Raw genomic sequence first — 25800 nt, 5'->3', positions numbered from 1 at the left:
CTACCCGATTCCAGGGATGACGCGGACCACCAGGTCCACGAGCCAGATGCCGAGGAACGGCGTCACGATGCCGCCGACCCCGTAGATCAACAGGTTGCGCCGCAGCAGCGCCGACGCGCTCGACGGCTGGTACCGCACACCCCGCAGCGCGAGCGGGATCAGCGCCACGATGACCAGCGCGTTGAAGATCACCGCGGACAGGATCGCCGACCGCGGGGTCGCCAGGTGCAGGATGTTCAGCGCGGCCAGCTGCGGGAAGATCGCCACGAACATGGCGGGCAGGATCGCGAAGTACTTCGCGAGGTCGTTGGCGATGCTGAACGTGGTCAGGGCGCCGCGGGTGATCAGCAGCTGCTTGCCGATCTCCACGATCTCGATCAGCTTCGTCGGGTCGGAGTCGAGGTCGACCATGTTGCCGGCCTCCTTCGCGGCCGACGTGCCGGTGTTCATCGCGACCCCGACGTCCGAGGCGGCCAGCGCCGGGGCGTCGTTCGTGCCGTCGCCGGTCATCGCGACCAGCCGGCCACCCTCCTGCTCCTTGTGGATCAGGGCCATCTTGTCCTCGGGCTTGGCCTCGGCGAGGTAGTCGTCGACCCCGGCGTCCTCGGCGATGGCCCGTGCGGTGCGCGGGTTGTCCCCGGTGATCATCACCGTCTTGATGCCCATCCGGCGCAGCTCGGCGAAGCGCTCCCGCATGCCCGGCTTGACCACGTCGGACAGCCGGATCACGCCGCGCACGACCGCGTTGCCCCCGGTCAGCTCGGCGACCACCAGCGGGGTGCCGCCCTGCTCGCTGATCTCGTCCACGATCCGCTCGGTCTCGTCCGGGAAGGTCCCGCCGTGCTCGCGCACCCACTCGCGGACCGCGCCGGCCGCGCCCTTGCGGACCTGGCGGCCGGGCAGGTCGACGCCGCTCATCCGGGTCTGCGCGGTGAACGGGACGAACTCACCGCCCTCGGGAACCGTCGTGCCCTCGGTCAGCTCGACGACGCTGCGGCCCTCCGGCGTGCCGTCGGCCAGGCTGGACAGCCGCGCGGCCTCGGCCAGCCGCTCCGGGGTCGTCCCGCCGACCGGGATCAGCTCGGTCGCGCGCCGGTTGCCGAAGGTGATGGTGCCGGTCTTGTCCAGCAGCAGCGTCGACACGTCCCCGGCGGCCTCGACCGCGCGGCCGGACGTGGCGAGCACGTTGCGCTGCACCAGCCGGTCCATCCCGGCGATGCCGATCGCCGACAGCAGCGCCCCGATCGTCGTCGGGATCAGGCACACCAGCAGCGCGGTCAGCACGATCACCGACTGCTCGCTGCCGGAGTAGGCGGCCATCGGCTGCAGCGCGACGACGGCGAGCAGGAAGATGATCGTCAGCGTGGACAGCAGGATCGTCAGGGCGACCTCGTTCGGCGTCTTCTGCCGCGAGGCGCCTTCGACCAGCGCGATCATGCGGTCCACGAAGGACTCGCCGGGCTTGGTGGTGATGCGCACGACGATCCGGTCGCTGAGCACGGTCGTGCCGCCGGTGACGGCCGAGCGGTCGCCGCCGGACTCGCGGATCACCGGCGCGGACTCGCCGGTGATGGCCGACTCGTCGACCGTCGCGATGCCCTCGACCACGTCGCCGTCGCCCGGGATGGTCTCCCCGGCCTCGACGACCACCAGGTCACCCACCCGCAGCTCGGCACCCGGCACGCGCACCTCGCCGTCCGGGGTGATCCGCCGGGCGACGGTCTCCTTCTTGGTGCGGCGCAACGACTCCGCCTGCGCCTTGCCCCGGCCCTCGGCGACGGCCTCGGCCAGGTTCGCGAACACGACCGTGAACCACAGCCACACCGCGATCAGGATCGTGAACACGCTCGGGCCGGTGATCGCGAAGACCGTGGTGAGGACCGAACCCACCCACACCACGAACATGACCGGGTTGCGGACCTGGTGGCGCGGGTCGAGCTTGCGCAGCGCGTCCGGCAGCGAGGTCAGCAGCTGGCGGGCGTCGAACACCCCCGCGCCGACGCGGTTCGGGTGCGCCGCCTGGGTTTCGACGGGTTTGTCCTGCGTGACAGTCATGCCATGGCCTCCGCGATGGGACCGAGCGCGAGCGCGGGGACGAAGGTCAGCGCCGCGACGAGAAGGATGGTTCCGGCGAGCACGGAGCCGAACAGCGGCCCGGTCGTCGGCAAGGTGCCCGCGGTCTCCGGCACCTTCTTCTGCGCGGCCAGCGAACCGGCCAGGCACAGGACCGCGATGATCGGCACGAACCGCCCGATGAGCATCGCCACCGACAGCGACGACTGGAACCAGTCGTTCGTCACGGTGATGCCGCCGAAGGCGCTGCCGTTGTTGTTGCCGGTCGAGGTGTAGGCGTAGAGCACCTCGGACAGCCCGTGCGCGCCGCTGTTGCCCAGCGCGCCCGCGGTGCCCGGCATGAGCAGGGCCGCACCGGCGCCGAGCAGCACGACCGTGGGCATCGCCAGCATCGCGATCGCGGACGCGGTGACCTCGCGCCTGCCGAGCTTCTTGCCCAGGTACTCCGGCGTGCGCCCGACCATCAGGCCGGCCAGGAACATCGCGATGATCGCCATCACCAGGATGCCGTACAGACCGGTGCCGACCCCGCCGGGCGAGACCTCGCTGAACAGCATGTGCAGCAACGTCATCCCGCCGCCGAGACCGCTGTAGCTGTCGTGCATCGAGTTCACCGCGCCGGTCGAGGTGCCGGTGGTGCTGGTGGCGAACAGCGACGACGCGCCGATGCCGAACCGCTGCTCCTTGCCCTCCAGGTTCGCCCCGGCCAGCAGCGCGGCGGGCCCGTTCGGGTGCGTCTCGGCCCACCAGGTCACGGCGAGCACGAACGTCCACAGCAGACCCATCACCGACAGCAGGACGTACCCCTGCTTCGGGTTGCCGGCGAGCCTGCCGAACGTCCGGGTCAGCGACACCGGGATCACCAGGATCAGGAAGATCTCGATCAGGTTGGTCCAGGCGTTCGGGTTCTCGAACGGGTGCGCGGAGTTGGCGTTGAAGATGCCGCCGCCGTTGGTGCCCAGTTCCTTGACGACCTCCTGGCTCGCCGTGGGGGCCAGGGAGATCGTGCTCCGCGTGCCGTCCAGTCCGGTGGCCGTGACCCCCGCCCGCAGGCTCTGCGTGACGCCGAGCGCGACGAGCACGATCGCGAACAGCACCGCCATCGGCAGCAGGATCCGCACGGTGCCGCGGGTCAGGTCGACCCAGAAGTTGCCGAGCCGGTCGGTCCTCGACCGCGTGAACCCGCGGACCAGCGCCATCGCGACGGACAGGCCCACGGCCGCGGACAGGAAGTTCTGCACCGTCAGCCCGGCCATCTGGACGAGGTGGCCCATGGTCGTCTCGGGGACGTAGGACTGCCAGTTCGTGTTGGTCACGAAGCTGACCGCGGTGTTGAACGCGACGCCCGGGTCGACCGGGCCGCGGCCGAGGCTCAGCGGCAGCAGCGACTGCAGGCGCTGCAGCAGGTACAGGAAGACGATGGACACCAGCGAGAAGCCGAGCACGCCCAGCGCGTAGGTGGGCCAGCGCTGCTCGGAGGACGGGTCCACCCGGAACGCGCGGTACAGGCCGCGCTCCAGCTTCAGGTGCCGCTCGCTGGTGAACACGCGCGCCATGTAGTCGCCCAGCGGCTTGTGCACCAGGGCCAGCGCGGCGACGAGGATGCCGGCCGTGACCAGACCGGAGGCGAGGTCCGACATCAGAACCTCTCCGGCTTGATGAGTGCGATGAACAGGTAGACGATCAGGCCCAGCGCCAGCACCCCACCGGCGACGTTGGCGACCACCCCGGCGCCGCTCACAGCTTCTCCAGTCCGCGCAACGTCAGCGCCAGCACCGCGAACACCGCGATCAGCAGCACGGCGTACAGCAGATCCGCCACTTCACACCTTCCAGCACGGGTCACCCGATCGGTGACCGCTCCGGTGACAGCCTGCGCTCGGGATGTCCCGTTCCCCGCGCGGTCTGACGGCGCCTTGACGCGGCATCGGACGGCGTTTACGTGTTCTTGAGGTGCGTGTGCGACCGGCCACACTCCGTGAAATCCATCCGGTCACAGCGGTCAGATCGGGCAGACAGTTACCGGTGAGTTGTGTTACCACGGTGTTACGCATAGTTGTACTTGCTAAGCATCGGGAGGGTAGTACGCATGTGCGGCATCACCGGCTGGGTCTCCTTCGAGACCGACCTCACCCAGCGGCGCGAAGTGCTCGACGCCATGACCGGGACCATGGCCTGCCGTGGCCCCGACGACTCCGGGACCTGGATCGCCCGGCACGCCGCCCTCGGCCACCGGCGGCTGGCGATCATCGACCTGCCCGGCGGGCGGCAGCCGATGTCGGTGACCACGCCGTCCGGCGAGGTCGCCATGGTCTACAGCGGTGAGGCCTACAACTTCACCGAGCTGCGCCGCGAACTGGCGGGCAAGGGCCACGCCTTCCGCACCGACAGCGACACCGAGGTCGTGCTGCGCGGCTACCTGGAGTGGGGCGAGTCCGTCGCCGACCACCTCAACGGCATGTACGCCTTCGCGATCTGGGACGCGCGTGACGAGAAGCTCGTCATGATCCGCGACCGGATGGGCATCAAGCCGTTCTACTACTACCCGACGCGGGACGGCGTGCTGTTCGGCTCCGAGCCGAAGGCGATCCTGGCCAACCCCGCGGCCGAGCGGATCGTGGACGCGGACGGGCTGCGGGAGCTGTTCTCCTTCACCAAGCAGCCGGGCTGGTCGCTGTGGCACGGCATGTCCGAAGTGGAGCCGGGCACGATCGTCCGGGTGGACCGGGACGGCGTGCACACCCGCACCTACTGGAAGCTGGAGGCGCGCGAGCACACCGACGACCAGGAGACGACCGTCGCGCGGGTGCGCGAGCTGATGACCGACATCGTGCACCGGCAGCTGGTCGCCGACGTGCCGCGCTGCGTGCTGCTGTCGGGCGGCCTGGACTCCAGCGCGATCACCGGTCTGGCGGCCGCGCGGCTGCGGGAAGAGGGCGAGCAGCTGCGCACGTTCTCGGTGGACTTCGTGGGCCAGGAGGAGAACTTCAAGCCCGACGAGATGCGCGACACCCCGGACTCGCCGTTCATCCGGGACGTGGCGAAGCTGGTCGGGTCGGCGCACCAGGACGTCGTGCTCGACCCGGCCGCGCTGACCGACCCGGCGGTGCGGCGGGCGGTGCTGACCGCGCGGGACATCCCGGCCGGCATGGGCGACATGGACACCTCGCTGTACCTGCTGTTCAAGGCGATCCGCGCGGAGTCGACGGTGGCGCTGTCCGGCGAGTCGGCCGACGAGGTGTTCGGGGGGTACCGGTGGTTCCACGACGAGACCGCCCGCAACGCCGACACCTTCCCGTGGCTGGCGTTCCGCACCGGCGTCCAGGACGGCGGCAACCTGCTGCGCGGCGACGTGTCCCGGACGCTGGACCTGGACGGCTACATCGCGGACCAGTACCGCACCGCGCTGGCGCGGGTCGAGCACCTGGACGGGGTGTCCGCGGAGGAGCGCCGGATGCGCGAGGTGTGCCACCTGCACCTGACCCGGATGGTGCGGGCGCTGCTGGACCGCAAGGACCGCGCGTCGATGGCGGTCGGGTTGGAGGTGCGGGTGCCGTTCTGCGACCACCGGCTCGTCGAGTACGTCTACAACACGCCGTGGTCGCTGAAGACGTTCGACGGCCGGGAGAAGAGCCTGCTGCGGCACGCGACCAAGCACGTGCTGCCGCGGTCCGTTGTGGACCGGGTGAAGAGCCCGTACCCGTCCACGCAGGACCCCGGGTACGCCGCGGCGTTGCAGCAGCAGGCGAAGGAGGTGCTCGCCTCACCCGGCGACCCGGTGTTCGAGCTGGCCTCCCGCGAGTGGGCAACGGACGCGGTGGGCCAGGACCCGGCCGCGATGGACTCGCTGACGCGCCACGGTCTGGACCGGCTGCTGGACCTGCACCACTGGTTCGACATCTACCGGCCGGAGCTGCGAGTCTGATCGGTGCTTCGAAGCACCGCATGAGCAGCTTGCACCGCCGCGGGTTTCGAGTCGGATCTGCCGCGCGGAGCGCGTCCGTTGAGGGCGGTGGCGGGCGACGGGCGGGCGGCCTCTCGCGAGGACAGCGCCGACGTGGTTGATGGCACTGTCGCGCGAAGCGCGTCCACCAGGGGCGGTGGCGGGCTGGCGGGAGGGGCCGCTACCCGCACCGCCCCGCAGGCCGCCACCTGAAAAATGCCTGTGAGGTTCGGACATCGGGCACAAGTGGGTATGCGTGAGCGTTGGACTGGTCAGGAGAGGTGAGGAAAGATGACCCAAGCATTCACGCAGACCGCGTTCACCAACGCCCGGACGAACCCGCAGCTCCCGACCCTGCCCACCGGCTGGCCGATCGGGTCCTACGAGTCCTACGAAGAGGCCCAGCGGGCGGTCGACCACCTCGCCGACAACGACTTCCCCGTGGCGGACGTCACGATCGTCGGAGTCGAGCCGATGCTGGTCGAGCGCGTCGCCGGCAAGCTCAGCTGGGGGCGGGTACTCGGTGGCGCGGCCATGTCGGGTGCCTGGTTCGGTGTCTTCGTCGGCCTGTTGCTGACGATGTTCACGCCGGGCGCCGGGTTGCTGCCGATCCTGTTCGGTCTCGTCGCCGGTGTCGCGTTCAGCATGGTGTTCGCGGCCATCAGCTACGGCGCCACCCGCGGCCGCCGGGACTTCGTGTCGCAGACGCAGCTGGTCGCGCGCCGCTACGACGTGCTGAGCCAGCCCCGCAACGCCGAGAAGGGCCGCGAGCTGCTGGCGAACCTCGCCGCGCGGGCGCACGTGTTCAACTGAGTCACCTGAGGAAGAGCCCCGAGCCGGTCCGGCTCGGGGCTTTCTCAGTTGCGGGAGTCCGACAGGACGTACCCGCACACGGTTTCCCTCCTCAGCTGCGCCCAGTCGGTCCGGAAGCCGCTCGTGGCCGGCTGCGCCGCGGCGGGACAGGCGAACAGGTCGAGCAGGCACCAGCCGTCGTCCTCGGTGAGCTGGCCGACGACGAAGCTGGACGTCCCGTCGGCCACGAACACGGCGACGGCGAAGTCTTCGGCGTTCTGGCGCACCTCGTAGACGGAGATGTCGCCGATGGTGAACGCCGAAACCCGTCCCTGGCCGGGCAGGTCGACCTCGTCGACGGGCGGCAGGCCGGCGCAGGTCAGGTCCCGGTAGGCGGCGCGGTCCTCGCCGGTGAGCGCCGTGGCGATGTCGTCCGCGGCGTCCCCGGGATCGTCGTCGAACACGTACACCAGGAGCAGCACGACCACCGCGATCGACGCGACCGCCGCGCCGCCCAGCGTCCACCACCGCGCCCGTCCCATCCGCACCTCCCGAGGTAACCGCGGACGGGCGGTGACCGTCAAAGGCGATGTCCTGATGCGGTCACACGGCTACCGCCGCGCCCCCGCGGAAAGGGCTTCCGCCAGGCGCGGAACCTGCAGCTGCGACCACGGGCTGAACACGAACGGCGTGCGGCTCATGCTCTCCACGAGGTCGGTCCACGCCGACCACCGCCACTCGCACACCTCGTCCGGCTCGGGCAGCGGGTCGGCCGCGGCCTCGGCGACCCACACCGGGCAGAACTCGTTCTCCACCACGCCACCGGCGTCGGTCGCGGTGTAGCGGAAGTCCGGCAGCACCTTCCGCAGGCCGGTGACCTCCAGGCCCAGCTCCTGCTTCGCGCGCCGTCCGATGGCCTCCGCCATGTCCTCGCCCGGGCCGGGGTGGCCGCAGAACGAGTTGGTCCACACGCCCGGCCACGTCTTCTTGCCGATCGCCCGCCGGGTCAGCAGCACGCGACCGGCGCGGTCGAAGACGTAGCACGAGAACGCCAGGTGCAGCGGGGTGTGCGCGTCGTGCACCGTGCGCTTGGGCGCGGTGCCGATGGGGTCGAAGCGCTCGTCGAGCAGCACCACGAGTTCTTCCTGGGCCACGTGCCCTGCCTTCCGTGTCAGTGGGAGCGGCGCGGCCGGGGCTGGCAGCGCGGGCAGAAGTAGGACGACCGGTTCATGAACGGCTCGCGGCGGATGGCCGTGCCGCAGCGGCGGCAGGGGCGGTCACCCTGGCCGTAGACGTTCAGCGAGCGGTCGAAGTAGCCGGACTGGCCGTTGACGTTGACGTACAAGGCGTCGAAGGACGTGCCCCCGGCCTGGAGGGCCTCGTTCATCACCTCGGTGGCCGCTTCGAGCACGGCCGCGCCCTGGGCGCGGGTGAGCTTCTCGGTGGGGCGGGCCCAGTGCAGGCGGGCGCGCCAGAGCGACTCGTCGGCGTAGATGTTGCCGACGCCGGACACCAGGGTCTGGTCGAGCAGGGCGCGTTTGATCTCGGTGCGGCGCGAGCGCAGCGCCTTGACCGCCTGGGCCGGGTCGAACGCCGGGTCCATCGGATCGCGGGCGATGTGCGCGATCGGGGCGGGCAGCAGCGTGCCGTCGGAGGTGACCAGGTCGGCGAGCGCGAGTCCGCCGAACGTGCGCTGGTCGACGAACCGCAACTCGGGCCCGCCGTCGTCGAAGCGGATGCGGACGCGCAGGTGCTTCTCGTCGGGGGCGCCCTCGGGCTGGACGAGCATCTGGCCGCTCATGCCCAGGTGCGCGAGGATCGCCTCCTTGTCGGACAGCTCCAGCCACAGGTACTTGCCGCGGCGCCGCGCCGCCTCGACGCGCGCCCCCGCCAGGCGGCCGGTGAAGTCGTCCGGGCCCAGCTCGTGACGGCGGATCGCCCGCGGGTGCAGCACTTCGACGCGCGCGATCGCGCGGCCCGCCACGTGGGCCTGCAGCCCGCGGCGCACCACTTCTACTTCGGGAAGCTCCGGCACTCCACCACCCTAACCACGACCACCGACAATTCCCGGCGTCCGACCGGGTCACATCACGACGACCGACAGTGACGCCCGGATCCACCGGAACGACGAAAACCGGGCCGCCGCGGCGAGGCAGCGACCCGGCTTCCGGGACAGCGGAACTACTCCGAGCCCTCCGGCTTCAGCTCCTCGGAAAGAGCCCGCCAGGCGGTCTCGGCGGCCTTCTGCTCGGCTTCCTTCTTCGTGGTGCCCGAGCCGTTGCCCAGATCGCGACCGGCGACCAGCACCGTCGCACTGAACTCCTTGCGGTGGTCCGGACCGGTGTCCTCCACCTTGTACTCGGGCACACCCAGCCCGGCCGAGGCGGTCAGCTCCTGCAGGCTCGTCTTCCAGTCCAGCCCGGCCCCGCGCAGCGGCGCCTCCGCCAGCAGCGCGTCGAACAGCCGGTGCACCAGATCGCGCGCCGCGTCGATGCCGTGCGCCAGGTACGCCGCACCGATCACGGCTTCGAGCCCGTCGGCGAGGATGCTCGCCTTGTCACGGCCCCCGGTCAGCTCCTCGCCCTTGCCCAGCAGCAGGTGCGCGCCGAGGCCGCCGGGGCCCAGCCCGCGCGCCACCCCGGCCAGGGCGTGCATGTTGACCACGCTGGCCCGCAGCTTCGCGAGCTGTCCCTCCGGAAGCTCGGGGTGCGTGCGGTACAGGTGGTCGGTGACGACCAGACCGAGCACGGCGTCACCGAGGAACTCGAGCCGCTCGTTGGGCGGCAGCCCACCGTTCTCGTACGCGTACGAGCGGTGGGTGAGCGCCAACGTGAGCAGCTCGGCGTCGAGTTCGACGCCGAGCGCTTCGAGCAACGGTTTCGGGTCGGCGGCCGGCCCTCCCGATCTCGACCTGCCCCCCATCCTGGTCAGCGACCTCAGGCGGGCTCGACGACCTGACGACCGTCGTACTGGCCGCAGGTCGGGCAGGCCACGTGCTGCGGCTTCGGCTGCCGGCAGGCCCGGTTCTGGCAGGGCACCAGCTGCACGGGCGTCGCCTTCCACTGCGCACGACGGTGGCGCGTGTTGGAGCGCGACATCTTCCGCTTCGGGACGGCCACGACTGAATCTCCTCATCCACGGTTCGCTCACGCGGGCGCGAGCGTGCTTACTCAATGCTTACGAGCTGATGCCCGTCAGGCTTGCCGGCCGGGCCCGCCCGGGGACGAGTCGTCGAAACGCTCGACCAGCGCGGCCCACCGAGGGTCTATCGTCTCATGCCCGTGTCCGGGCTCGAGATCGGCCCACTTCCCGCCGCATTCGGGGCACAGCCCGGGGCAGTCCTCGCGGCACAGCGGGACCTGCGGCAGGGCCAGCACGACGGCGTCGCGGACCAGCGGTTCGAGGTCGATCCGGTCGTCGACCAGGCGCATGACCTCGTCCTCGTCGGTCGTCTCGTCCGTGGTCGAGTCCGGGTAGGCGAACAGCTCGGTCAGGTCGACCTCGACCTCGTCGGAGATCGGGTCGAGGCAGCGCGAGCAGGCGCCCGTCGTCGGCGCGACGGCGGAACCGCTGACCAGCACGCCCTCGACCACCGACTCGAGCAGCAGGTCGAGCTCGACCTCGGTGCCCTTGGGCACCACGATCACGTCGGGCACGCCCCACTCGACGCCGGTGGGCGCCGTGCGCTGGACGGTGCGGCTCAGGCCGGCGCGGCGGCCGAGCTCGCGCGTGTCGACGACCCACGGGTTGCGGGCGTCGGAAGAGTCATTGTGCTGAGACATCGGTCCGTTGAGTAGAGGGCGGAAGGCAACCTCACCACTCTACGCCCTCACCCGTTCAGGGCTGGAAGTCGTACAGGGGCGTGGGCCGCTGGCCGAGGGTCGACGGCGCGCGCAGGTGGTTGCGGCCGGAGTCGACCGTGCGCAGCGTGGTGGACAGCAGCTCGGAGAACTCGGCGAGCTTGCCGTCGACGTAGGCGTCGCAGTCGGCGCGCTGGCGGTCGGCCTCGGCGTGGGCCTCGTCCACGATCCGCGCGGATTCGGCGTGCGCGGCCTGCACGACCTCGGTCTGGGACACCAGCCGGGACTGCTCGTGGCGGCCGTCCTCGACGGCCCGCTCGTAGGCGTCGCGGCCGGCCTGCATCATGCGCTCGGCCTCGGCGCGGGCCCGCTCGGTCAGGTTGTGGTACTCGGCCTGGCCCGCGGCGATCATCCGCTCCGCCTCGGCCCGGGCGTCGGCCATGACCTGCTCGGCGCGCGCCTGCGCGTCGGCGATCATGCGCTCCGCCTCCGCGGCGGCCTCGGAGGTGACCCGCTCGGCCTCGGCGTTGGCGTCGTTGACCGTGGTCTCGGCCTGGTCGCGCGCCTTGGTGATCAGCTCGTCGCGCTGGTCGAGCACGTCCTGCGCGTCATCGACCTCGCGGGGCAGCGCGTCACGCACGTCGTCGAGCAGTTCGAGGACGTCCCCGCGGGGAACCACGCAGCTGGATGTCATCGGCACCCCGCGTGCCTCTTCCACGATCGTGACGAGTTCGTCCAGCGCCTCGAACACCCGGTACACAGCGACTCCCTAGGTGGCCTTTCCCCATCCGGCTTGACCACCAGTCTGCCCGCTTCTCGCGTGAAACGGCGGGAGCGCTGCGTTACCGGGCGTGTCAGCAACGCGAAGCGTTTCCGTTGAGGGTGGTGGTGGGCGACGGGCGGGCGTGTCAGTGACGCGAAGCGTTTCCGTTGAGGGTGGTGGTGGGCGACGGGCGGGCGTGTCAGCAACGCGAAGCGTTTCCGTTGAGGGTGGTGGTGGGCGACGGGCGGGCGTGTCAGCAACGCGAAGCGTTTCCGTTGAGGGTGGTGGTGGGCGACGGGCGGGCGTGTCAAGGAGTTCCGTCAGGAATTCACGTCCACCAGGTCGAAGCTCGCGTAGTGGTCGCCGGTGTAGAAGTACTCCCCCGCCGAGCCGGTGACGATCCGCCGCGCGCCGCGGTCGTCGCTGCCGGGGGTCTCCACGGTGTACTCGTGGTAGTAGCCGCTCGCGCAGGCGGGCAGCAGCCCTTCGCGGTTCTGGAAAACCGTCCCGTCCTGCTCGTACGGGTACGGGCCGCCCTGCTGGATCAGCTCGTAGGTGTCGGTGGCCTCCGCGGGCAGGTCGCTCAGCGCGACCTCCGTGAAGCCGGAGGTGTCGCCGCACTCGGCCTGGGCGAGGGACGCCGGCGCGGCCGAGGCGGGCGCGACCAGGCCGAGGCCCGTGAACAACGTGAGGACGAACGCGAGCAGCACCCCGGCCACCCGGGATATCATGGTGTTGGTCATTTTCGGACCGTAGCCCGATCGCGTTACCCGCAGGAGGCCGTCAGGTGAACGCGCCCGAAGTCCCGACGAAAGTCGTCGCCCGATCAGGCGCGTTCGGCGAGCTTCGCGGTCAGCCGCTCGAAAACCACGCCCGGCACCAGGTTCTTCACGTCGCCGCCGTAGGTGGCGACCTCCTTGACCAGCGAGCTGGACACGAAGCCGTAGGCGGGGTTGTTGGACATCAGCAGCGTCTCCACCCCGGAGAGCTCGCGGTTCATCTGCGCCATCTGCAGCTCGTAGTCGAAGTCGCTGACCGAGCGCAGGCCCTTGGCGATCGCCGCGATGCCGTTCTGCTTGCAGTACTCCACGAGCAGCCCGTGCCAGGAGTCCACCCGCACGTTGGGCAGGTGCGCGGTGATCTCCCGCAGCATCTCCAGGCGCTCCTCGATGGAGAACATGCCCTTCTTGGACTTGTTGATCATGACCGCGACCACGACCTCGTCGAACAGCTTCGCCGCCCGCTCGATGATGTCGAGGTGGCCGTTGGTCACCGGGTCGTAGGAGCCAGGACACACCGCACGCCGCATGCCGCGGACGCTATCAAGCTCTACCCGTCGTGGCGCGGTGAAGTGACGTACTCCGCCCAGTACAACGCCGTGTCGCCGTACCGCGACGTGCGCACCGGTTCGAACCCGGCCGGCCAGGCGGGTTCGCCGTCGCGCAGCGCGCGTTCCACGATCACCAGCCCGTGCCCGGCGATCCAGCCGCCGGCGGCCAGGACGGTCAGCACCGCGCCGATCCGGTCCGCCCCCAGCGAGTACGGCGGATCGGCCAGCACGAGGTCGAACGGCTCGTCGGCGGGCTGCGCCAGCACCGTCTCCACCGGGCCGGAGCGCACCGATCCGCCCAGCCCGAGCGCGCTCACGTTGGCCTTGAGCACCTGCACGGCCCGCCGGTCGGACTCGACGAACACCGCGTCCGCCGCGCCACGCGAGAGCGCCTCCAGGCCCAGGGCGCCGGAACCGGCGTAGAGGTCCAGGACCCGCGCGTCGGTCAGCTCGCCCGCCGCCTCCAGCGCGTTGAACAACGCCTCCCGCACGCGCTCGGAGGTCGGCCGGGTGCCCTGCGCGGGCACCTTGAGCCGCCGCCCGCTCGCCGCCCCGGCCACGATCCTCGTCGTCACACCCCCATCATCGCGCTGTGTTCTACGCGGTGTTTTGCCCAGGACCCGGTGAACAGCGCGCGGGGCACGCGTAGAGTCAATCTTCCTGTTGCCGGCGAGTGAGCTGTAGGAGCGCTGCGTGTCGGAACCTCGGGTCAGACGGGCCGAGATCGCCATCGAACAACACCACGTGGACCGCGTCTACACCCGGCTCGCCGAACTCCGGGCGCAGGCGGAGGCGATGCGTGCCAAGGGCTACGAGATCGGCCACGGCGCCCAGCGCGAAGCCGTTTTCGAGCAGGCCTCGATGCTGTTCGAGCGCGACATGATGGTCCACCACGCGACCCAGACGCTGCAGACCCTGGACGCCGAGTACGAGGGCCTGGTCTTCGGCCGCCTCGACCACACCAGCCGGGAGACGATCTACGTCGGGCGCCTCGGCATCCGCGACGCCGAGTTCGACAACCTGGTCACCGACTGGCGCGCCCCCGCGGCCGCCGCGTTCTACCAGGCCACCGCCGAGGAACCGATGGACGTGGTGCGCCGCCGCGTCATCCGCTGCTCCGGCCAGACCGTGCTCGACGTGGATGACGACGTGCTGATCCCGGACGCGGTCGGCGACGACATGCAGGTGGTCGGCGAGGGCGCGCTGATGGCCGCGCTGGGCCGGTCGCGTGGCGACAAGATGCGCGACATCGTCGCCACCATCCAGAAGGAACAGGACGAGGTCATCCGGGCGCCGTGGCGCGGTGTCACCGAAATCACCGGCGGCCCGGGCACCGGCAAGACCGCCGTGGCGCTGCACCGCGCGGCCTACCTGCTCTACCGCTACCGCCGCCAGCTCGGCGGGGCCGGCGTGCTGGTGGTCGGCCCGTCCGGGGTGTTCACCAACTACATCTCCCGCGTGCTGCCGTCGATGGGTGAGACGAACGTCGAGCTGCGGGCGCTGGGCGCGGTGCTCGACGGCATCGAGACCGACCGGCAGGACCCGGCGCCGCTGGCCGCGATCAAGGGGTCGCTGCGGATGCGCAAGGTGCTGCTCAAGGCGTTGCGCGACACCCCGCCGGACGTGCCCGGCGAGATGCGGATCGTCTACAAGGGCGAGGTCCTCAAGCTCACCCGCAAGGAACTGGAGAAGGTCCGCCGCAAGGTGCACGGCCACGGCGGGCCGCCGAACCGCTCGCGGGTGCGCGCGGCCGAGGCGCTGCTGGAGGCGCTGGCCGACCGCGCCGAGGAGAACGCCCGCGCCGACGGCCGGACGATCGAGCGCGCCGAGCTGATCCACGACCTGGGCGAGCGGATCGACTTCCACCGCTTCCTGGTGGTGTGGTGGCCGGTGCTGTACCCCGGCGAGATCCTGCGCTGGCTGGGTGATCCGAAGCGGCTGACCAAGGCCGCGCGGGGTGTGCTGACCCCGGACGAGGTCGACCTGCTGGCCGCGTCGTTCGCCGACCGGGAGCGCGAATGGACGGTCGCCGACGTGGCGCTGCTGGACGAGCTGCGCGTGCTGGTCGGGCCGCCGCCCAAGCGCCGCCGCCGCGCGCAGCAGGTCGAGCTGGACGCGGCGCCGCCGGAGCGCGGGTCGGTCGGCAAACCGCACCGGCCGGAGCACTACGACGAGTACTCGCACATCGTGGTCGACGAGTCGCAGGACCTCTCGCCGATGCAGTGGCGGATGGTCGGGCGGCGGGGCAAGTACGCCAGCTGGACGGTGGTCGGCGACCCGGTGCAGAGCTCGTGGCCGGATCCGGCGGAGGCGGCGCAGGCCCGGACGCAGGTGTTCGGCGCGCGCACCCCGATCCGCCGGTACACGCTGCGCACCAACTACCGGAACTCGGCGGAGATCTTCGACCTGGCCGCGCGGGTGGTCGCCGGGCACGCCGCCGAGGGTGAGCTGCCGCACGCGGTGCGGACCACCGGGATCGAGCCGGACGTGCGGCTGGTCGAGCCCGGCAGCGTGGAGAGCGCGGTGCAGGCCGCGGCGAAGGAGCTGCTGGACGCGGTCGAGGGCACGGTCGGTGTGGTGTGCGCCATGGACCGGGTCGCCGAGGTCGGCACGTGGGTGCGGGGCCAGGCGGACGAGCGGCTCAAGGTCGTCGGCAGCCTGGACGCCAAGGGCCTGGAGTACGACGCCGTCGTGCTGGTCGAGCCGACCGAGCTGATCACCGAGTCGCTCACCGGGCGCCGCGTGCTCTACGTCGCACTGACCCGCGCGACCCAGCAACTGACCGTCGTGGCCTCCGACGACGAGTGGCTGCCTGCGGAATAAATCACGAAAAAAGCGACGTCTTCGTCAGCCTCCATCATTTCCCGGGCAATTACCATGCACGGCGAGACCGATCGTCTCTTCGTGATGTCCGGGACTGTGGATGGAGCACCTCATGGCAGGTTGGGTGCGTGCTGCGCGCCGTACGGCGGCCTCGATCGGCCTCGGCGCGGCGCTGCTCACGACGGGCGTCGCCTGTACCGGCGACGAGACCGCGAGCACTGGTGGTGAAGTTTCCACTGGTCAGGGAGTTATCGGTGAGGCTCCGGTGGCCAGTGAGGCGGAGCTGGCGGCCAGCCCGACCGCCCAGGCGATCCGGGCCCGCGGCACGCTGATCGTCGGCGGCGACGAGAACCTGCCCCTGCTGTCGCAGCGGAATCCGATCACCGGGAGCACCGACGGATTCGACGCGACACTCGGAAAAATGCTGGCGAAATACATCATCGGCCGGCCGAACGTCAACATCGTGACGACCACACCGGAAACGCGCGAAGCGATGTTGAAAACGGGCACCGTGGACGCGGTGATCCGGATCTACACGATCACGGCGGAACGGGCGCAGCGGGTCGCGTTCGCCGGGCCGTACCTGCTGTCCGGGCAGGCGATCGCCACGCTCAAGGGCACCACCGGCATCGACGACCCCGCCGACCTCAACGGCAAGACCGTCCTGGCGGTGGCCGGGACGACCAGCGTGGCGGCGATCCAGCAGCGCGCGCCCGGCGCGAAGATCACCACGTTCGGCACGGCCGAGGAGTGCGTGCAGGCGCTGGAGCAGGGCAAGGGCGACGCGTACGTGCACGATCTGACCGTGCTGGCGGGCGAGGCGCAACTGGACTCGAAGCTGCAGATCAGCGGGCAGCCGTTCACCAGCGAGCCGTACGGCATCGGCCTCAAGCTCGACGACGACACGTTCAAGCGGTTCGTCAACGACTGGCTGCGCAAGATCGAGGCCGCCGGGCTGTGGCAGCGCGCCTGGCAGGAGACGCTGGGCACGGTGGTGACCGGCGCACCCCCGTCCCCACCAGCGATCGGCTCAGTCCCCGGCTCATAGCCACGCGAGTCCCACGCTCCGCCCCGCGAGTCCCACGCTCCGCCCCGCGAGTCCCACGCTCCGGCGCGCGAGTTCCGCGTTCCGGCGCAAGAGTTCTGCGCTCCGGCGCGCGAGTTCCGCACTCGGGTGGCCGGGTGCCGTGCGGCTCCTAGTAGTCGCCCACCGTCATGGAGTTGTGGACGGGCGCGGTCTTGGCGGTGAGGCGAAGCAGGGCGGGGCTCGTAGGCGCGGAAGGCGCACTCGTGCTACCGCCGGCCCACGACTGCCCCCAGGTCCAGTTCCCCGGCGTGCCCGGGGACGAACTCCGCCGGGCGGCCGTGGACGGCTCCTGCCCCGCCCTGAACCTGCCGCACTGACCTCTCGCCCGCGCGAGTCCCACGCTCCGGCGCGCGAGTCCCACGCTCCGGCGCGCGAGTCCTGCGCTCGGAGCCGCGCGTCCCGCGCTCGGCCCGCGCGTCCTGTGTTCCGGCGCGGGAGTTCCACATTCGGAGCCGCGAGTCCCACGCTCCCGCAGGCGAGTTCTGCGTTCGCGCGGGAAGACGTGCGGCCGGGTGCGCGTTGGACGTTGCCGTGAAGCCGCTATCCGACGTCGCGCTGTCCGTGCTGGACCTGTCCCCCATTCCGAGCGGCGCGGACGCGCGCACCGCGCTCCGCAACACCGTCGAGCTGGCCCGGCAGACCGAGCGGCTCGGCTACCGGCGGTTCTGGGTCGCCGAGCACCACAACATGCCGGGCATCGCGAGTTCGGCCACGACGGTCCTGATGAGCCACGTCGCGGCGGCGACCGAAAGCATCCGCGTCGGCTCCGGCGGCATCATGCTGCCCAACCACGCGCCGCTGGTGGTGGCCGAGCAGTTCGGGATGCTGGAGGCGTTCCACCCCGGCCGCATCGACCTCGGCATCGGCCGGGCACCGGGCACCGACCAGCGCACGGCGATCGCGTTGCGTGGTTCGGCGCAGGCGCTGGGCGCGGACGACTTCCTTCAGCAGCTGTCCGAGCTGATGGGCTACTTCGACGGCGAGGGCGCGGTGCGGGCGGTGCCGAGGTACAAGCCGCCGGTGTGGCTGCTCGGGTCGAGCGGGTTCAGCGCGCGGCTGGCCGGGTCGCTCGGGCTGCCGTTCGCGTTCGCGCACCACTTCAGCGCCCGCAACACGATCCCGGCGGTGGAGCTGTACCGCGAGTCGTTCCAGCCGTCGGAGGCGCTGCCCGAGCCCTACGTGATGCTCGGCGCGGCGGTGATCTGCGCGGAGACCGACGACCGGGCGCGGTGGCTGGCCGGGCCGAGCGGCCTGCAGTTCCTCCAGCTGCGGCGCGGCAACCCGATCCCGCTGCCGACGCCCGAGGAGGCCGCCGGGTACCCGTACTCGGAGATCGACCGGCACTTCGTGGACGAACGCCTGGGCACGACGATCCACGGCTCACCGTCGACGGTCCGCAAGGGCCTGGAGACGCTGGTCAGCGACACCGGCGCCGATGAGATCATGATCACGACGATGGTCCACGGCGAGGCCGACCGGCTGCGCTCCTACGAGCTGGTGGCCGACCTCACCCACGCCTGAGCCCAAGCCCGGCGCGGCAGGTCGGGCGGCCTCCGCCAACCCGCTAGCGTCCGGCCTCGCCCGTGATGGCCAACGGCCCGCCGCGTTGAGCCCGGACCCGCGCGGCGGGCCGGGCGGCCTCCGTTAACCCGCCCGCCGCACCGCAGCCTCCGGCCGCGCCCGCGGCTAGGACCGCCAAGCGCTCCGCACCGGCGGCATCCCGCCGCCGGCCACACGAGAACCAGCCCGCGCCACCCCACACTGAGCCCGCCGACCGCACCGGCGGCATCCTGCTGCCGGCCCACGCGAGAACCGGCCGGGCGCACGCGCAGAACCCGCGCGCGCCGCAGCCTTCGGCTCCAGGCGCAGCTCCGCAGCGACCCTGAATTCCCAAGCCACCCGCGCTGCGCCGGGCAGGCCGCAACCGCCCGCCCGGCCTCGCCGCTCGGTTCAGGACAGCCAGGCGCTCCGCACCGGCGGCATCCCGCTGCCGCCGCGGGCCGTCGGCTTCACCGCCAGGATCTGGTTCACCCCGATGGCCCCGCTTTCGAAGCTCAGCGCGCACGCGGCCATGTACAGCCGCCACACCCGCGCCCGTCCCGCGCCGCCCAGGCGGACCGCCTCGGCCCAGTTCGCCTCCAGGTTCGCCACCCACGCGCGCAGCGTGCGCCCGTAGTGCTCGCGCAGCGCCTCCACGTCCCGCACCTCGAAGCCGGCCTCCTCGATCGCCGCGGCCATCACGCTCACCGGCTCCAGCTCGCCGTCCGGGAAGACGTACCGGTCGATGAACGACGTCTTCTGGTTCCGCGGCGGCACCGACGGGTGCCGCGAGATGGCGTGGTTGAGCAACCGCCCCTCCGGCCGCAGCAGGTCGAACAGCGACTTCGCGTACACCGGCAGCATCGACGCGCCCACGTGCTCGGCCATCCCGATGCTGGAGATCGCGTCGAACGGCCCGTCGGACACCTCGCGGTAGTCCTGCACCCGGATCTCCACCAGGTCCGACAGCCCCTCCTCGGCGACCCGCTTGCGCGCGAAGTCCGCCTGCGCCTGCGACAGCGTGACGCCGACCGCGTGCGCGCCGTACTCCTTGGCGGCGTGGATGACGAAGGTGCCCCAGCCGCAGCCGACGTCGAGCACCCGCATCCCCTCGCGCAACCCGAGCTTGCGCGCCACCAGGTCGACCTTCGCGGTCTGCGCCTCCTCCAGCGTGGTCTCCGGCTTCGGCCACACCGCGCACGAGTACGTCATCGACGGCCCGAGCACGAGCGCGTAGAAGTCGTTGCCCACGTCGTAGTGGTGCGAGATGGCGGCCGCGTCACGGCGCCGGGAGTGCATGCGCCCGGCGAGCTTGATCTCCTCCGGCGGCGGTTTCGGCGGGAACCCCACGATGCCCAGCTTCAGCGCCGCCTTGGCCAGGTCGCGCCGCACCGCCCAGGTGAGGTCCACGTCGAAGTCGACGTCGTAGACCAGATCGTGCAGCCGCTCCAGGGCTTCCACGAACGGCCCCTCGACGTCGAGCTCGCCGGCGACGTGCGCCCGCGTCACGCCCAGCTCGTTCGGCGCCCACAGCAGGCGCCGCAACGCGCGGCGGTGTTTGAGGTGCAGCACCGGCGCGTCCGGCGGCCCGGTTTCACTGCCGTCCCAGCAACGAATCCGGATCGGGACGTTCTGACCGAGCGCCGTGTGCAGGAGTTCCCCTACGGCGCCGGCGACTCCACCTGCGCTACCCACGAACTTCATTCAAGCACGCGCGCGGCGAAATCGCTTGTATCAGCGAAGTAATTCACCAATGGTGTGCAGCACAGGTGCCAGAATCACCAGATCATCCCGTTTGCCGGAAACGCATTCGGTGATGCCCGCGCCCACGACCTCGAACTCCGCGAGCGCACGCAGCCCGTCGACGAGCTTCGACACGGTCATCCCATCGGGTTCCGGGTAGTCCATTCCGGCGAACGCGGACGGGTCCAGGACATCGAGATCGACGTGCACGTACAGCCGTTCGATACCGGCATCCCGGACTTCGGCGACAATCCGCGACGGTTCCCCCGAAACCAGCCGGACCCGGCCCGCCTCGATTTCGTCCCGTTCCGCCGGATCCAGCGCCCGCGCCCCGACGAGCACCGCACGGCCCGGCTCGACCGCGGGCACGGCCGCGAACGCCGGATCGCCGTCGCCGAGCAGCGACCGCAGCACCATCCCGTGGAAGGCGCCGGACGGCGAGCCGGCCGGGGTGTTGAGGTCGCCGTGCGCGTCGAACCACGCCACGCCGAAGCGTTCGCCGTGCCGGGCCCGGGCGGCGGCGACGGGCACCAGGTCGGCGGCGCAGTCACCGCCGATGGTGAGCACCGGTCCGTCGGCGAGGGCCTCGGCGTGCCGCTTCCGGTTGTCCAGCAACGCTTCCCGGTTCGCGATCCCGTCCACGACCGGCGTTTCGCCCGCCTCCAGACGCACCTCGCGCACCGGCGCCCCGAGAACCTCCGCCGCCAACGCGGAAAGGGCCCGGCACCCCGCGGGCAGATCGCCCGCCCGGGGTGTCCGGGCCCCTTGCCACTGCGGTACCGCTTGGATCAGCACGCACCGACCCTAACGACGGCACGGGGGCCGCCGCACGCGGATTTCCCCGCCCGCCGAACTCGCGCTCACGAGCGCAGAACTCGCGAGCACGAGTGTGGGACTCGCGAGCACGAGTGTGGGACTCGCGGGCGTGAGCGTGGGACTCGCGAGCGTGAGCGTGGGACTCGCGAGCGTGAGCGTGGGACTCGCGGGCTGTCGGCTTCCGCGCGAGTCCCACGTCCCGGTGCGCGAGTTCTGCGTTCCGGTGCGCGAGTTCTGCGTGCCGGTGCGCGAGTCCTGCGTTCCCGTGCGCGAGTTCTGCGTTCGGGTGTTACTCCAGCACGATCAGCAGGTCACCGCCCTCGACCTGCTGCACCGAGTTGATCGCCAGGCGCACCACCTTGCCCGATTCGGACGCGGTGATCGCCGCCTCCATCTTCATCGCCTCGATGGTCGCGACCGTGGCGCCCGCGGCGACCTCGTCGCCCTCGGCCACCGACAGCGTGACCACACCGGCGAACGGCGCGGCGACGTGCTTCGGGTTGGACTTGTCGGCCTTCTCCGCCGCCGGCAGGTCCGAGGCCACCGACCGGTCGCGCACCTGGATCGGCCGCAGCTGCCCGTTCAGCGTCGCCATCACCGTCCGCATGCCGCGCTCGTCGGCCTCACCGACGGCCTCCAGCTCGAACAGCAGCCGCACGCCCGGCTCCAGGTCGACCGCGTACTCCTCGCCCGGGCGCAGACCGTAGAAGAAGTCCTTGCTGGACAGCACGCTGGTGTCGCCGTAGGCGCGGCGGTGCTCCTCGAACTCCTTGGTCGGCCCGGGGAACAGCAGCCGGTTGAGCGTCGCGCGGCGGTCCTTCGCCAGGCCCTCGCGGTCCTCGGCGGACAGCTCGGTCTCCGGCTTCGGTTCGGCGCGGCCCTCGAGCGCCTTGGTGCGGAACGGCTCCGGCCAGCCGCCGGGCGGGTCGCCCAGCTCGCCGCGCAGGAAGCCGATCACCGAGTCCGGGATGTCGTAGCGGTTCGGCTCGGCCTCGAACTTCTCCGGCTCGACCCCCGCGCCCACCAGGTGCAGCGCCAGGTCGCCGACCACCTTGGACGACGGCGTGACCTTGACCAGGTGGCCCAGGATGCGGTCGGCCGCCGCGTACATCGCCTCGATCTCCTCGAAGCGGTCGCCCAGCCCGAGCGCCTTGGCCTGCGTGCGCAGGTTGGACAGCTGACCGCCGGGGATCTCGTGGTCGTACACGCGGCCGGTCGGCGAGGCCAGGCCCGCCTCGAACGGCGCGTAGATCTTGCGCACGATCTCCCAGTACGGCTCCAGGTCGCCGACCGCCCGCAGGCTCAGCCCGGACGGCCGCGGCGAGTGGTCGGTGGCCGCGACGATCGCCGACAGCGACGGCTGCGAGGTGGTGCCCGCCATCGACGCGACGGCGCCGTCCACCGCGTCCGCCCCGGCGCCGATCGCCGCCAGGTAGGTGCCCAGCTGACCACCCGCGGTGTCGTGGGTGTGGATGTGCACCGGGAGGTCGAACTCCTTGCGCAGCGCGGAGACCAGCTTCTCCGCGGCCGGCGCGCGCAGCAGGCCGGCCATGTCCTTGATCGCCAGGACGTGCGCCCCGGCGCCGACGATCTGCTCGGCCAGCTTGAGGTAGTAGTCCAGCGTGTAGAGCTTCTCGCCGGGGTCGGACAGGTCCGAGGTGTAGCAGAGCGCGACCTCGGCGACGGCCTTCCCGGTCTCCCGCACGGCCTCGATGGCCGGGCGCATCTGCTCGACGTCGTTGAGGGCGTCGAAGATGCGGAAGATGTCGATGCCGGTGTTGGTGGCCTCCTCGACGAAGGCGTTGGTCACCTCGGTCGGGTACGGCGTGTAGCCGACCGTGTTCCGGCCGCGCAGCAGCATCTGCAGGCAGATGTTCGGCACGGCCTCGCGCAGCTTCGCCAGCCGCTCCCACGGGTCCTCGGCGAGGAACCGCAGCGCGACGTCGTAGGTCGCGCCGCCCCAGCACTCCAGGGACAGCAGCTGCGGCAGCGTGTGCGCCACGACCGGCGCGACGGCCAGCAGGTCCTTGGTGCGCACGCGGGTCGCCAGCAGCGACTGGTGCGCGTCGCGGAAGGTCGTGTCCGTGACACCCAGCGTCGGCGACTCGCGCAGCCACCGCGCGAATCCCTCCGGGCCCAGCTCGGCCAGCTTCTGCTTCGACCCCGCCTGCGGCTCGGCCGAGGGCAGCGACGGCAGCTTCGTGGCCGGGTCGATCAGGCGCGGCCGCTCGCCGTGCGGCTTGTTGACCGTGACGTCGGCGAGGTAGGTCAGCAGCCGGGTGCCGCGGTCGGCGGAGTGCCGCGCGGTCAGCAGGTGCGGCCGCTCCTCGATGAACGAGGTGGTGACGCGCCCGGCGGCGAAGTCCGGGTCGTCGAGCACGGCCTGCAGGAACGGGATGTTCGTGGACACGCCGCGGATGCGGAACTCGGCGAGCGCGCGGCGGGCGCGGCCCACCGCGGTCTTGAAGTCCCGGCCGCGGCAGGTGAGCTTCACCAGCATCGAGTCGAAGTGCGCGCTGATCTCGGTGCCGGCGAACGCGGTGCCGCCGTCGAGGCGGATGCCCGAACCGCCGGGCGAGCGGTAGGCGCTGATCATGCCCGTGTCCGGGCGGAACCCGTTGGCCGGGTCCTCGGTGGTGATGCGGCACTGCATCGCGGCGCCGCGCAGGTAGACCTTCTCCTGCGACAGGCCGAGGTCGGCGAGCGTCTCGCCGGAGGCGATGCGCAGCTGCGACTGCACCAGGTCGACGTCGGTGACCTCCTCGGTCACCGTGTGCTCGACCTGGATGCGCGGGTTCATCTCGATGAAGACGTGGTTGCCGTCCCGGTCGAGCAGGAACTCGACGGTGCCCGCGTTGCGGTAGCCGATCTTGCGGGCGAACGCGACGGCGTCGTTGCAGATGCGGTCGCGCAGCTCGGGGTCGAGGTTGGGGGCGGGCGCCAGCTCGATGACCTTCTGGTGCCGCCGCTGGACGGAGCAGTCGCGCTCGAAGAGGTGGATGACGTTGCCGGCGCCGTCGGCGAGGATCTGGACCTCGATGTGCCGCGGGTCGACGACGGCCTTTTCCAGGAACACGGTGGGGTCGCCGAAGGCCGACTCGGCCTCGCGCATCGCGGCCTCGATCGACTCGCGCAGGTGCGCGGGATCGTTGACGCGGCGCATGCCGCGGCCGCCACCACCGGCGACGGCCTTGACGAAGACGGGGAACCCGATCTCCTCGGCCGCGGCGGTCAGCTCGTCGACGTTCGTGGACGGCTGCGACGAGCCGAGCACCGGCACCCCGGCCTCACGGGCGGCCGCGACGGCGCGCGCCTTGTTACCGGTCAGTTCCAGGATTTCCGCGCTCGGGCCGACGAAGGTGATGCCGGCTTCCTCGCACGCGCGCGCGAGATCGGGGTTCTCGGACAGGAATCCGTAGCCGGGGTACACCGCGTCCGCACCGGCTTTCCGCGCGGCGCCGACGATCTCTTCCACGTCGAGGTAGGCGCGGACCGGGTGTCCCGGTTCGCCGATCTCGTAGGCCTCGTCGGCCTTCAGACGGTGCAGCGAGTTGCGGTCCTCGTGGGGGAACACCGCCACTGTGCCCGCGCCCAGCTCGTAGCCCGCGCGGAACGCCCGGATGGCGATTTCCCCGCGGTTGGCGACCAGCACCTTGCGAAACATGCCCGGTCCTTCCCTGTTCACGGATCGGTAGTGCTGTGACGTTACCTTGCCGATCCCGCTCATCGGGAGTTCAGTCCCGGGTGATGGACATCATCCGGAACGTGCGCATGCCGCACAGTGGTGCGGGGTAATGCAGCTTCCTCGATTGCGTCGATAGAACCAACCACGCTTGACATGTGCGAAAATCGCACTAACCGTGGCTGTGTGGAATGGACCGAGATCGGCGAGCGCGTGCGTGAGGCGCGCTTGGGCGCTGGGCTGTCCCAGGCCGAGCTGGCCGCCGAGATCGGTCTGGACCGCACGATGGTCGTGAAAATCGAGCGTGGAGCGCGACGTCTGGACGCCCTTGAGCTGGCGCGTCTCGCCGAGGCACTCTCAGTGTCGATCGGGTACTTCCTGGACGCGCGCCCGGCGGTGGTCTCCCGGCGCAGCAGCCTTCCCTTGGACGACACCGGAACGAACTCCGGGCGCGCTGAGTCACGCCTGGAAGCCGCCTTGTTCGAGTGGCTACGGGACGTCCGCCAACTGGTGGACCTCGGACAGCTACCGCCCCTGGATGTGGTGATTTTTCCGGGCAAGGTCGACGGGCTACCAGCGGCGCGGGAAGCTGCATCCTGGCTACGTGAGCACCTGGACCTTGGCACCAGGCCCATTGACACGATGATGTCGGTATGCGAGCGCGCCGGACAGTTCCTGCTCGTCACTGAGCTGACTGGGGACGGTGCTTCGCTGACGGACGACGGGCTGGCAGTGGCGGTCGTGAACAGTGCGGCCGACCCCGGTCGTCGCCGTGCCACTGCCGCTCACGAGCTGGGCCACCTCGTTCTGGGCGATGAGTATTCGACGGATCTCGGTGTCGCGGCTTCGCGCGAGGAAAGAGAGCGAGCCATCGGCGCGTTCGCCGCCGAACTGCTGTTGCCGGTCGCGGTGATCACCGACGGCTGGCCGCGAGACGAGAGCGTGGCCCGCGAATATCTGATCGAACTCGCCGCACGCTATCGGACGTCCTGGTCGACAGCGCTCAGACAAGCGCAACACGCAAAGGTCATCGACGGGAGCACGGCCCGTCGATGGCGCACACCGACACGCGCCGAGATACTCGAAGCCCTCGGATGGGCTCCGCAGCCCGGTCTGACCTCGGTGACGGTTCCGCCCACCTTCGCACACGCGGTGATCCAAGCCTGGAGGTTCGACAAGATCACCTCGAACCGAGCCGTCGAACTGCTGCACGGTCAGATCACGATCGAGGATCTGCCTCTGCGCAACGAAGCCGAGTCGGCGCCCTGATCGATGCTCGCCTTCGACACGACCTGTCCGAGTCACTTCGCACTTGCAGAACGCCTCGACGTCCTGTTTCGCGAAGAACCTCGCAACCTCGGGGAGCCCAGCGTCTTTGCCGTCGTGGAGCGACAAGGCGGCATCGCTGTC

Annotated in this window: 22 protein-coding genes; 6 read left to right on the top strand and 16 right to left on the bottom strand. The window is 70.9% G+C overall.

Translation table 11 applies throughout. The features are described 5' to 3' along the window. From kdpB to kdpF, 3 genes are read right to left on the bottom strand one after another with little or no spacing between them, the layout of a single operon-like run. Nucleotides 1–2055: a potassium-transporting ATPase subunit KdpB gene (kdpB, locus tag L1857_RS10485; protein ID WP_094007340.1), complete on the bottom strand. Its 2055-nt coding sequence runs from the start codon at nt 2053–2055 to the stop codon at nt 1–3. Next, nucleotides 2052–3713 (bottom strand): potassium-transporting ATPase subunit KdpA, encoded by a 1662-nt coding sequence (gene kdpA / locus L1857_RS10480; protein WP_116110823.1) that lies wholly within the window; start codon nt 3711–3713, stop codon nt 2052–2054. Before kdpA ends, kdpB begins: the two co-directional genes overlap by 4 nt. Next, nucleotides 3713–3814, bottom strand: a complete 102-nt coding sequence (gene kdpF / locus L1857_RS10475; RefSeq protein ID WP_094007342.1) for a K(+)-transporting ATPase subunit F — start codon at nt 3812–3814, stop codon at nt 3713–3715. The genes kdpA and kdpF overlap by 1 nt, the downstream gene beginning before the upstream one ends. 347 nt (nt 3815–4161) lie before the next feature. Here kdpF and asnB point away from each other — a divergent pair, with 347 nt between their 5' ends. After that, nucleotides 4162–5997, top strand: a complete 1836-nt coding sequence (gene asnB / locus L1857_RS10470) for an asparagine synthase (glutamine-hydrolyzing) (RefSeq protein WP_116110822.1) — start codon at nt 4162–4164, stop codon at nt 5995–5997. A gap of 309 nt (nt 5998–6306) precedes the next feature. Next, nucleotides 6307–6828, top strand: a complete 522-nt coding sequence (locus L1857_RS10465; protein WP_116110821.1) for a YflT domain-containing protein — start codon at nt 6307–6309, stop codon at nt 6826–6828. A gap of 44 nt (nt 6829–6872) precedes the next feature. On the opposite strand, the gene L1857_RS10460 is transcribed toward L1857_RS10465, so the two are convergent. The 10 genes from L1857_RS10460 to rsmD form a co-directional block, all read right to left on the bottom strand. Beyond that, on the bottom strand, nt 6873–7349 hold the full coding sequence (locus L1857_RS10460) for a hypothetical protein (RefSeq protein WP_116110820.1): 477 nt from the start codon (nt 7347–7349) through the stop codon (nt 6873–6875). 69 nt (nt 7350–7418) lie between these two features. Further along, nucleotides 7419–7961 carry an isopentenyl-diphosphate Delta-isomerase gene (gene idi, locus L1857_RS10455; protein ID WP_094007346.1) on the bottom strand — a complete coding sequence of 181 codons (543 nt, stop codon included), beginning with the start codon at nt 7959–7961 and terminating at the stop codon, nt 7419–7421. Between the two features lie 17 nt (nt 7962–7978). After that, nucleotides 7979–8842: a bifunctional DNA-formamidopyrimidine glycosylase/DNA-(apurinic or apyrimidinic site) lyase gene (mutM, locus tag L1857_RS10450; RefSeq protein WP_094007347.1), complete on the bottom strand. Its 864-nt coding sequence runs from the start codon at nt 8840–8842 to the stop codon at nt 7979–7981. 146 nt (nt 8843–8988) lie between these two features. After that, entirely contained in the window at nt 8989–9729 is a 741-nt protein-coding gene (gene rnc / locus L1857_RS10445; RefSeq protein WP_094007348.1) for a ribonuclease III, read from the bottom strand. Between the two features lie 14 nt (nt 9730–9743). Then, entirely contained in the window at nt 9744–9926 is a 183-nt protein-coding gene (gene rpmF / locus L1857_RS10440) for a 50S ribosomal protein L32 (RefSeq protein WP_017987516.1), read from the bottom strand. A gap of 75 nt (nt 9927–10001) precedes the next feature. After that, nucleotides 10002–10589 carry a YceD family protein gene (locus tag L1857_RS10435; RefSeq protein WP_094007349.1) on the bottom strand — a complete coding sequence of 196 codons (588 nt, stop codon included), beginning with the start codon at nt 10587–10589 and terminating at the stop codon, nt 10002–10004. 55 nt (nt 10590–10644) lie between these two features. Then, on the bottom strand, nt 10645–11367 hold the full coding sequence (locus tag L1857_RS10430; protein WP_094007350.1) for an SPFH domain-containing protein: 723 nt from the start codon (nt 11365–11367) through the stop codon (nt 10645–10647). A gap of 323 nt (nt 11368–11690) precedes the next feature. Next, entirely contained in the window at nt 11691–12113 is a 423-nt protein-coding gene (locus tag L1857_RS10425; protein WP_116110818.1) for a guanyl-specific ribonuclease, read from the bottom strand. An 83-nt stretch (nt 12114–12196) separates the two neighbouring features. Next, nucleotides 12197–12679: a pantetheine-phosphate adenylyltransferase gene (gene coaD / locus L1857_RS10420; RefSeq protein ID WP_094007353.1), complete on the bottom strand. Its 483-nt coding sequence runs from the start codon at nt 12677–12679 to the stop codon at nt 12197–12199. 20 nt (nt 12680–12699) lie between these two features. After that, nucleotides 12700–13275 (bottom strand): 16S rRNA (guanine(966)-N(2))-methyltransferase RsmD, encoded by a 576-nt coding sequence (gene rsmD, locus L1857_RS10415; RefSeq protein WP_249464927.1) that lies wholly within the window; start codon nt 13273–13275, stop codon nt 12700–12702. Nucleotides 13276–13393: 118 nt separating this feature from the next. Here rsmD and L1857_RS10410 point away from each other — a divergent pair, with 118 nt between their 5' ends. The 3 genes from L1857_RS10410 (at nt 13394) to L1857_RS10400 (ending at nt 18131) form a co-directional block, all read left to right on the top strand. Continuing rightward, a complete protein-coding gene (locus L1857_RS10410; RefSeq protein WP_094007354.1) occupies nt 13394–15523 on the top strand; it encodes a HelD family protein in 2130 nt (709 codons plus the stop codon). Nucleotides 15524–15635: 112 nt separating this feature from the next. Beyond that, nucleotides 15636–16571, top strand: coding sequence for a glutamate ABC transporter substrate-binding protein (locus L1857_RS10405; protein WP_429727750.1), 936 nt, complete (start codon nt 15636–15638; stop codon nt 16569–16571). A 570-nt stretch (nt 16572–17141) separates the two neighbouring features. Further along, nucleotides 17142–18131: an LLM class flavin-dependent oxidoreductase gene (locus L1857_RS10400; protein ID WP_116110815.1), complete on the top strand. Its 990-nt coding sequence runs from the start codon at nt 17142–17144 to the stop codon at nt 18129–18131. 429 nt (nt 18132–18560) lie between these two features. On the opposite strand, the gene L1857_RS10395 is transcribed toward L1857_RS10400, so the two are convergent. From L1857_RS10395 to L1857_RS10385, 3 genes are all read right to left on the bottom strand, one after another. Further along, nucleotides 18561–19853 carry a class I SAM-dependent methyltransferase gene (locus L1857_RS10395; RefSeq protein WP_346009482.1) on the bottom strand — a complete coding sequence of 431 codons (1293 nt, stop codon included), beginning with the start codon at nt 19851–19853 and terminating at the stop codon, nt 18561–18563. A 30-nt stretch (nt 19854–19883) separates the two neighbouring features. Continuing rightward, nucleotides 19884–20687, bottom strand: coding sequence for an arginase family protein (locus L1857_RS10390; RefSeq protein WP_116110814.1), 804 nt, complete (start codon nt 20685–20687; stop codon nt 19884–19886). A gap of 310 nt (nt 20688–20997) precedes the next feature. Continuing rightward, nucleotides 20998–24372, bottom strand: coding sequence for a pyruvate carboxylase (locus L1857_RS10385; RefSeq protein WP_116110813.1), 3375 nt, complete (start codon nt 24370–24372; stop codon nt 20998–21000). Between the two features lie 204 nt (nt 24373–24576). Between L1857_RS10385 and L1857_RS10380 the strand changes: the two genes are divergently transcribed. Continuing rightward, nucleotides 24577–25659 carry a helix-turn-helix domain-containing protein gene (locus L1857_RS10380; protein WP_205413254.1) on the top strand — a complete coding sequence of 361 codons (1083 nt, stop codon included), beginning with the start codon at nt 24577–24579 and terminating at the stop codon, nt 25657–25659. The last annotated feature ends 141 nt before the right edge of the window (nt 25660–25800 follow it).

The sequence above is a fragment of the Amycolatopsis thermalba genome (assembly GCF_023376025.1).
GTDB lineage: Bacteria > Actinomycetota > Actinomycetes > Mycobacteriales > Pseudonocardiaceae > Amycolatopsis_E > Amycolatopsis_E thermalba.
The sequence above is the reverse complement of the archived record's forward strand: the minus strand, read 5'-3'. Positions and strand labels throughout refer to the sequence as shown.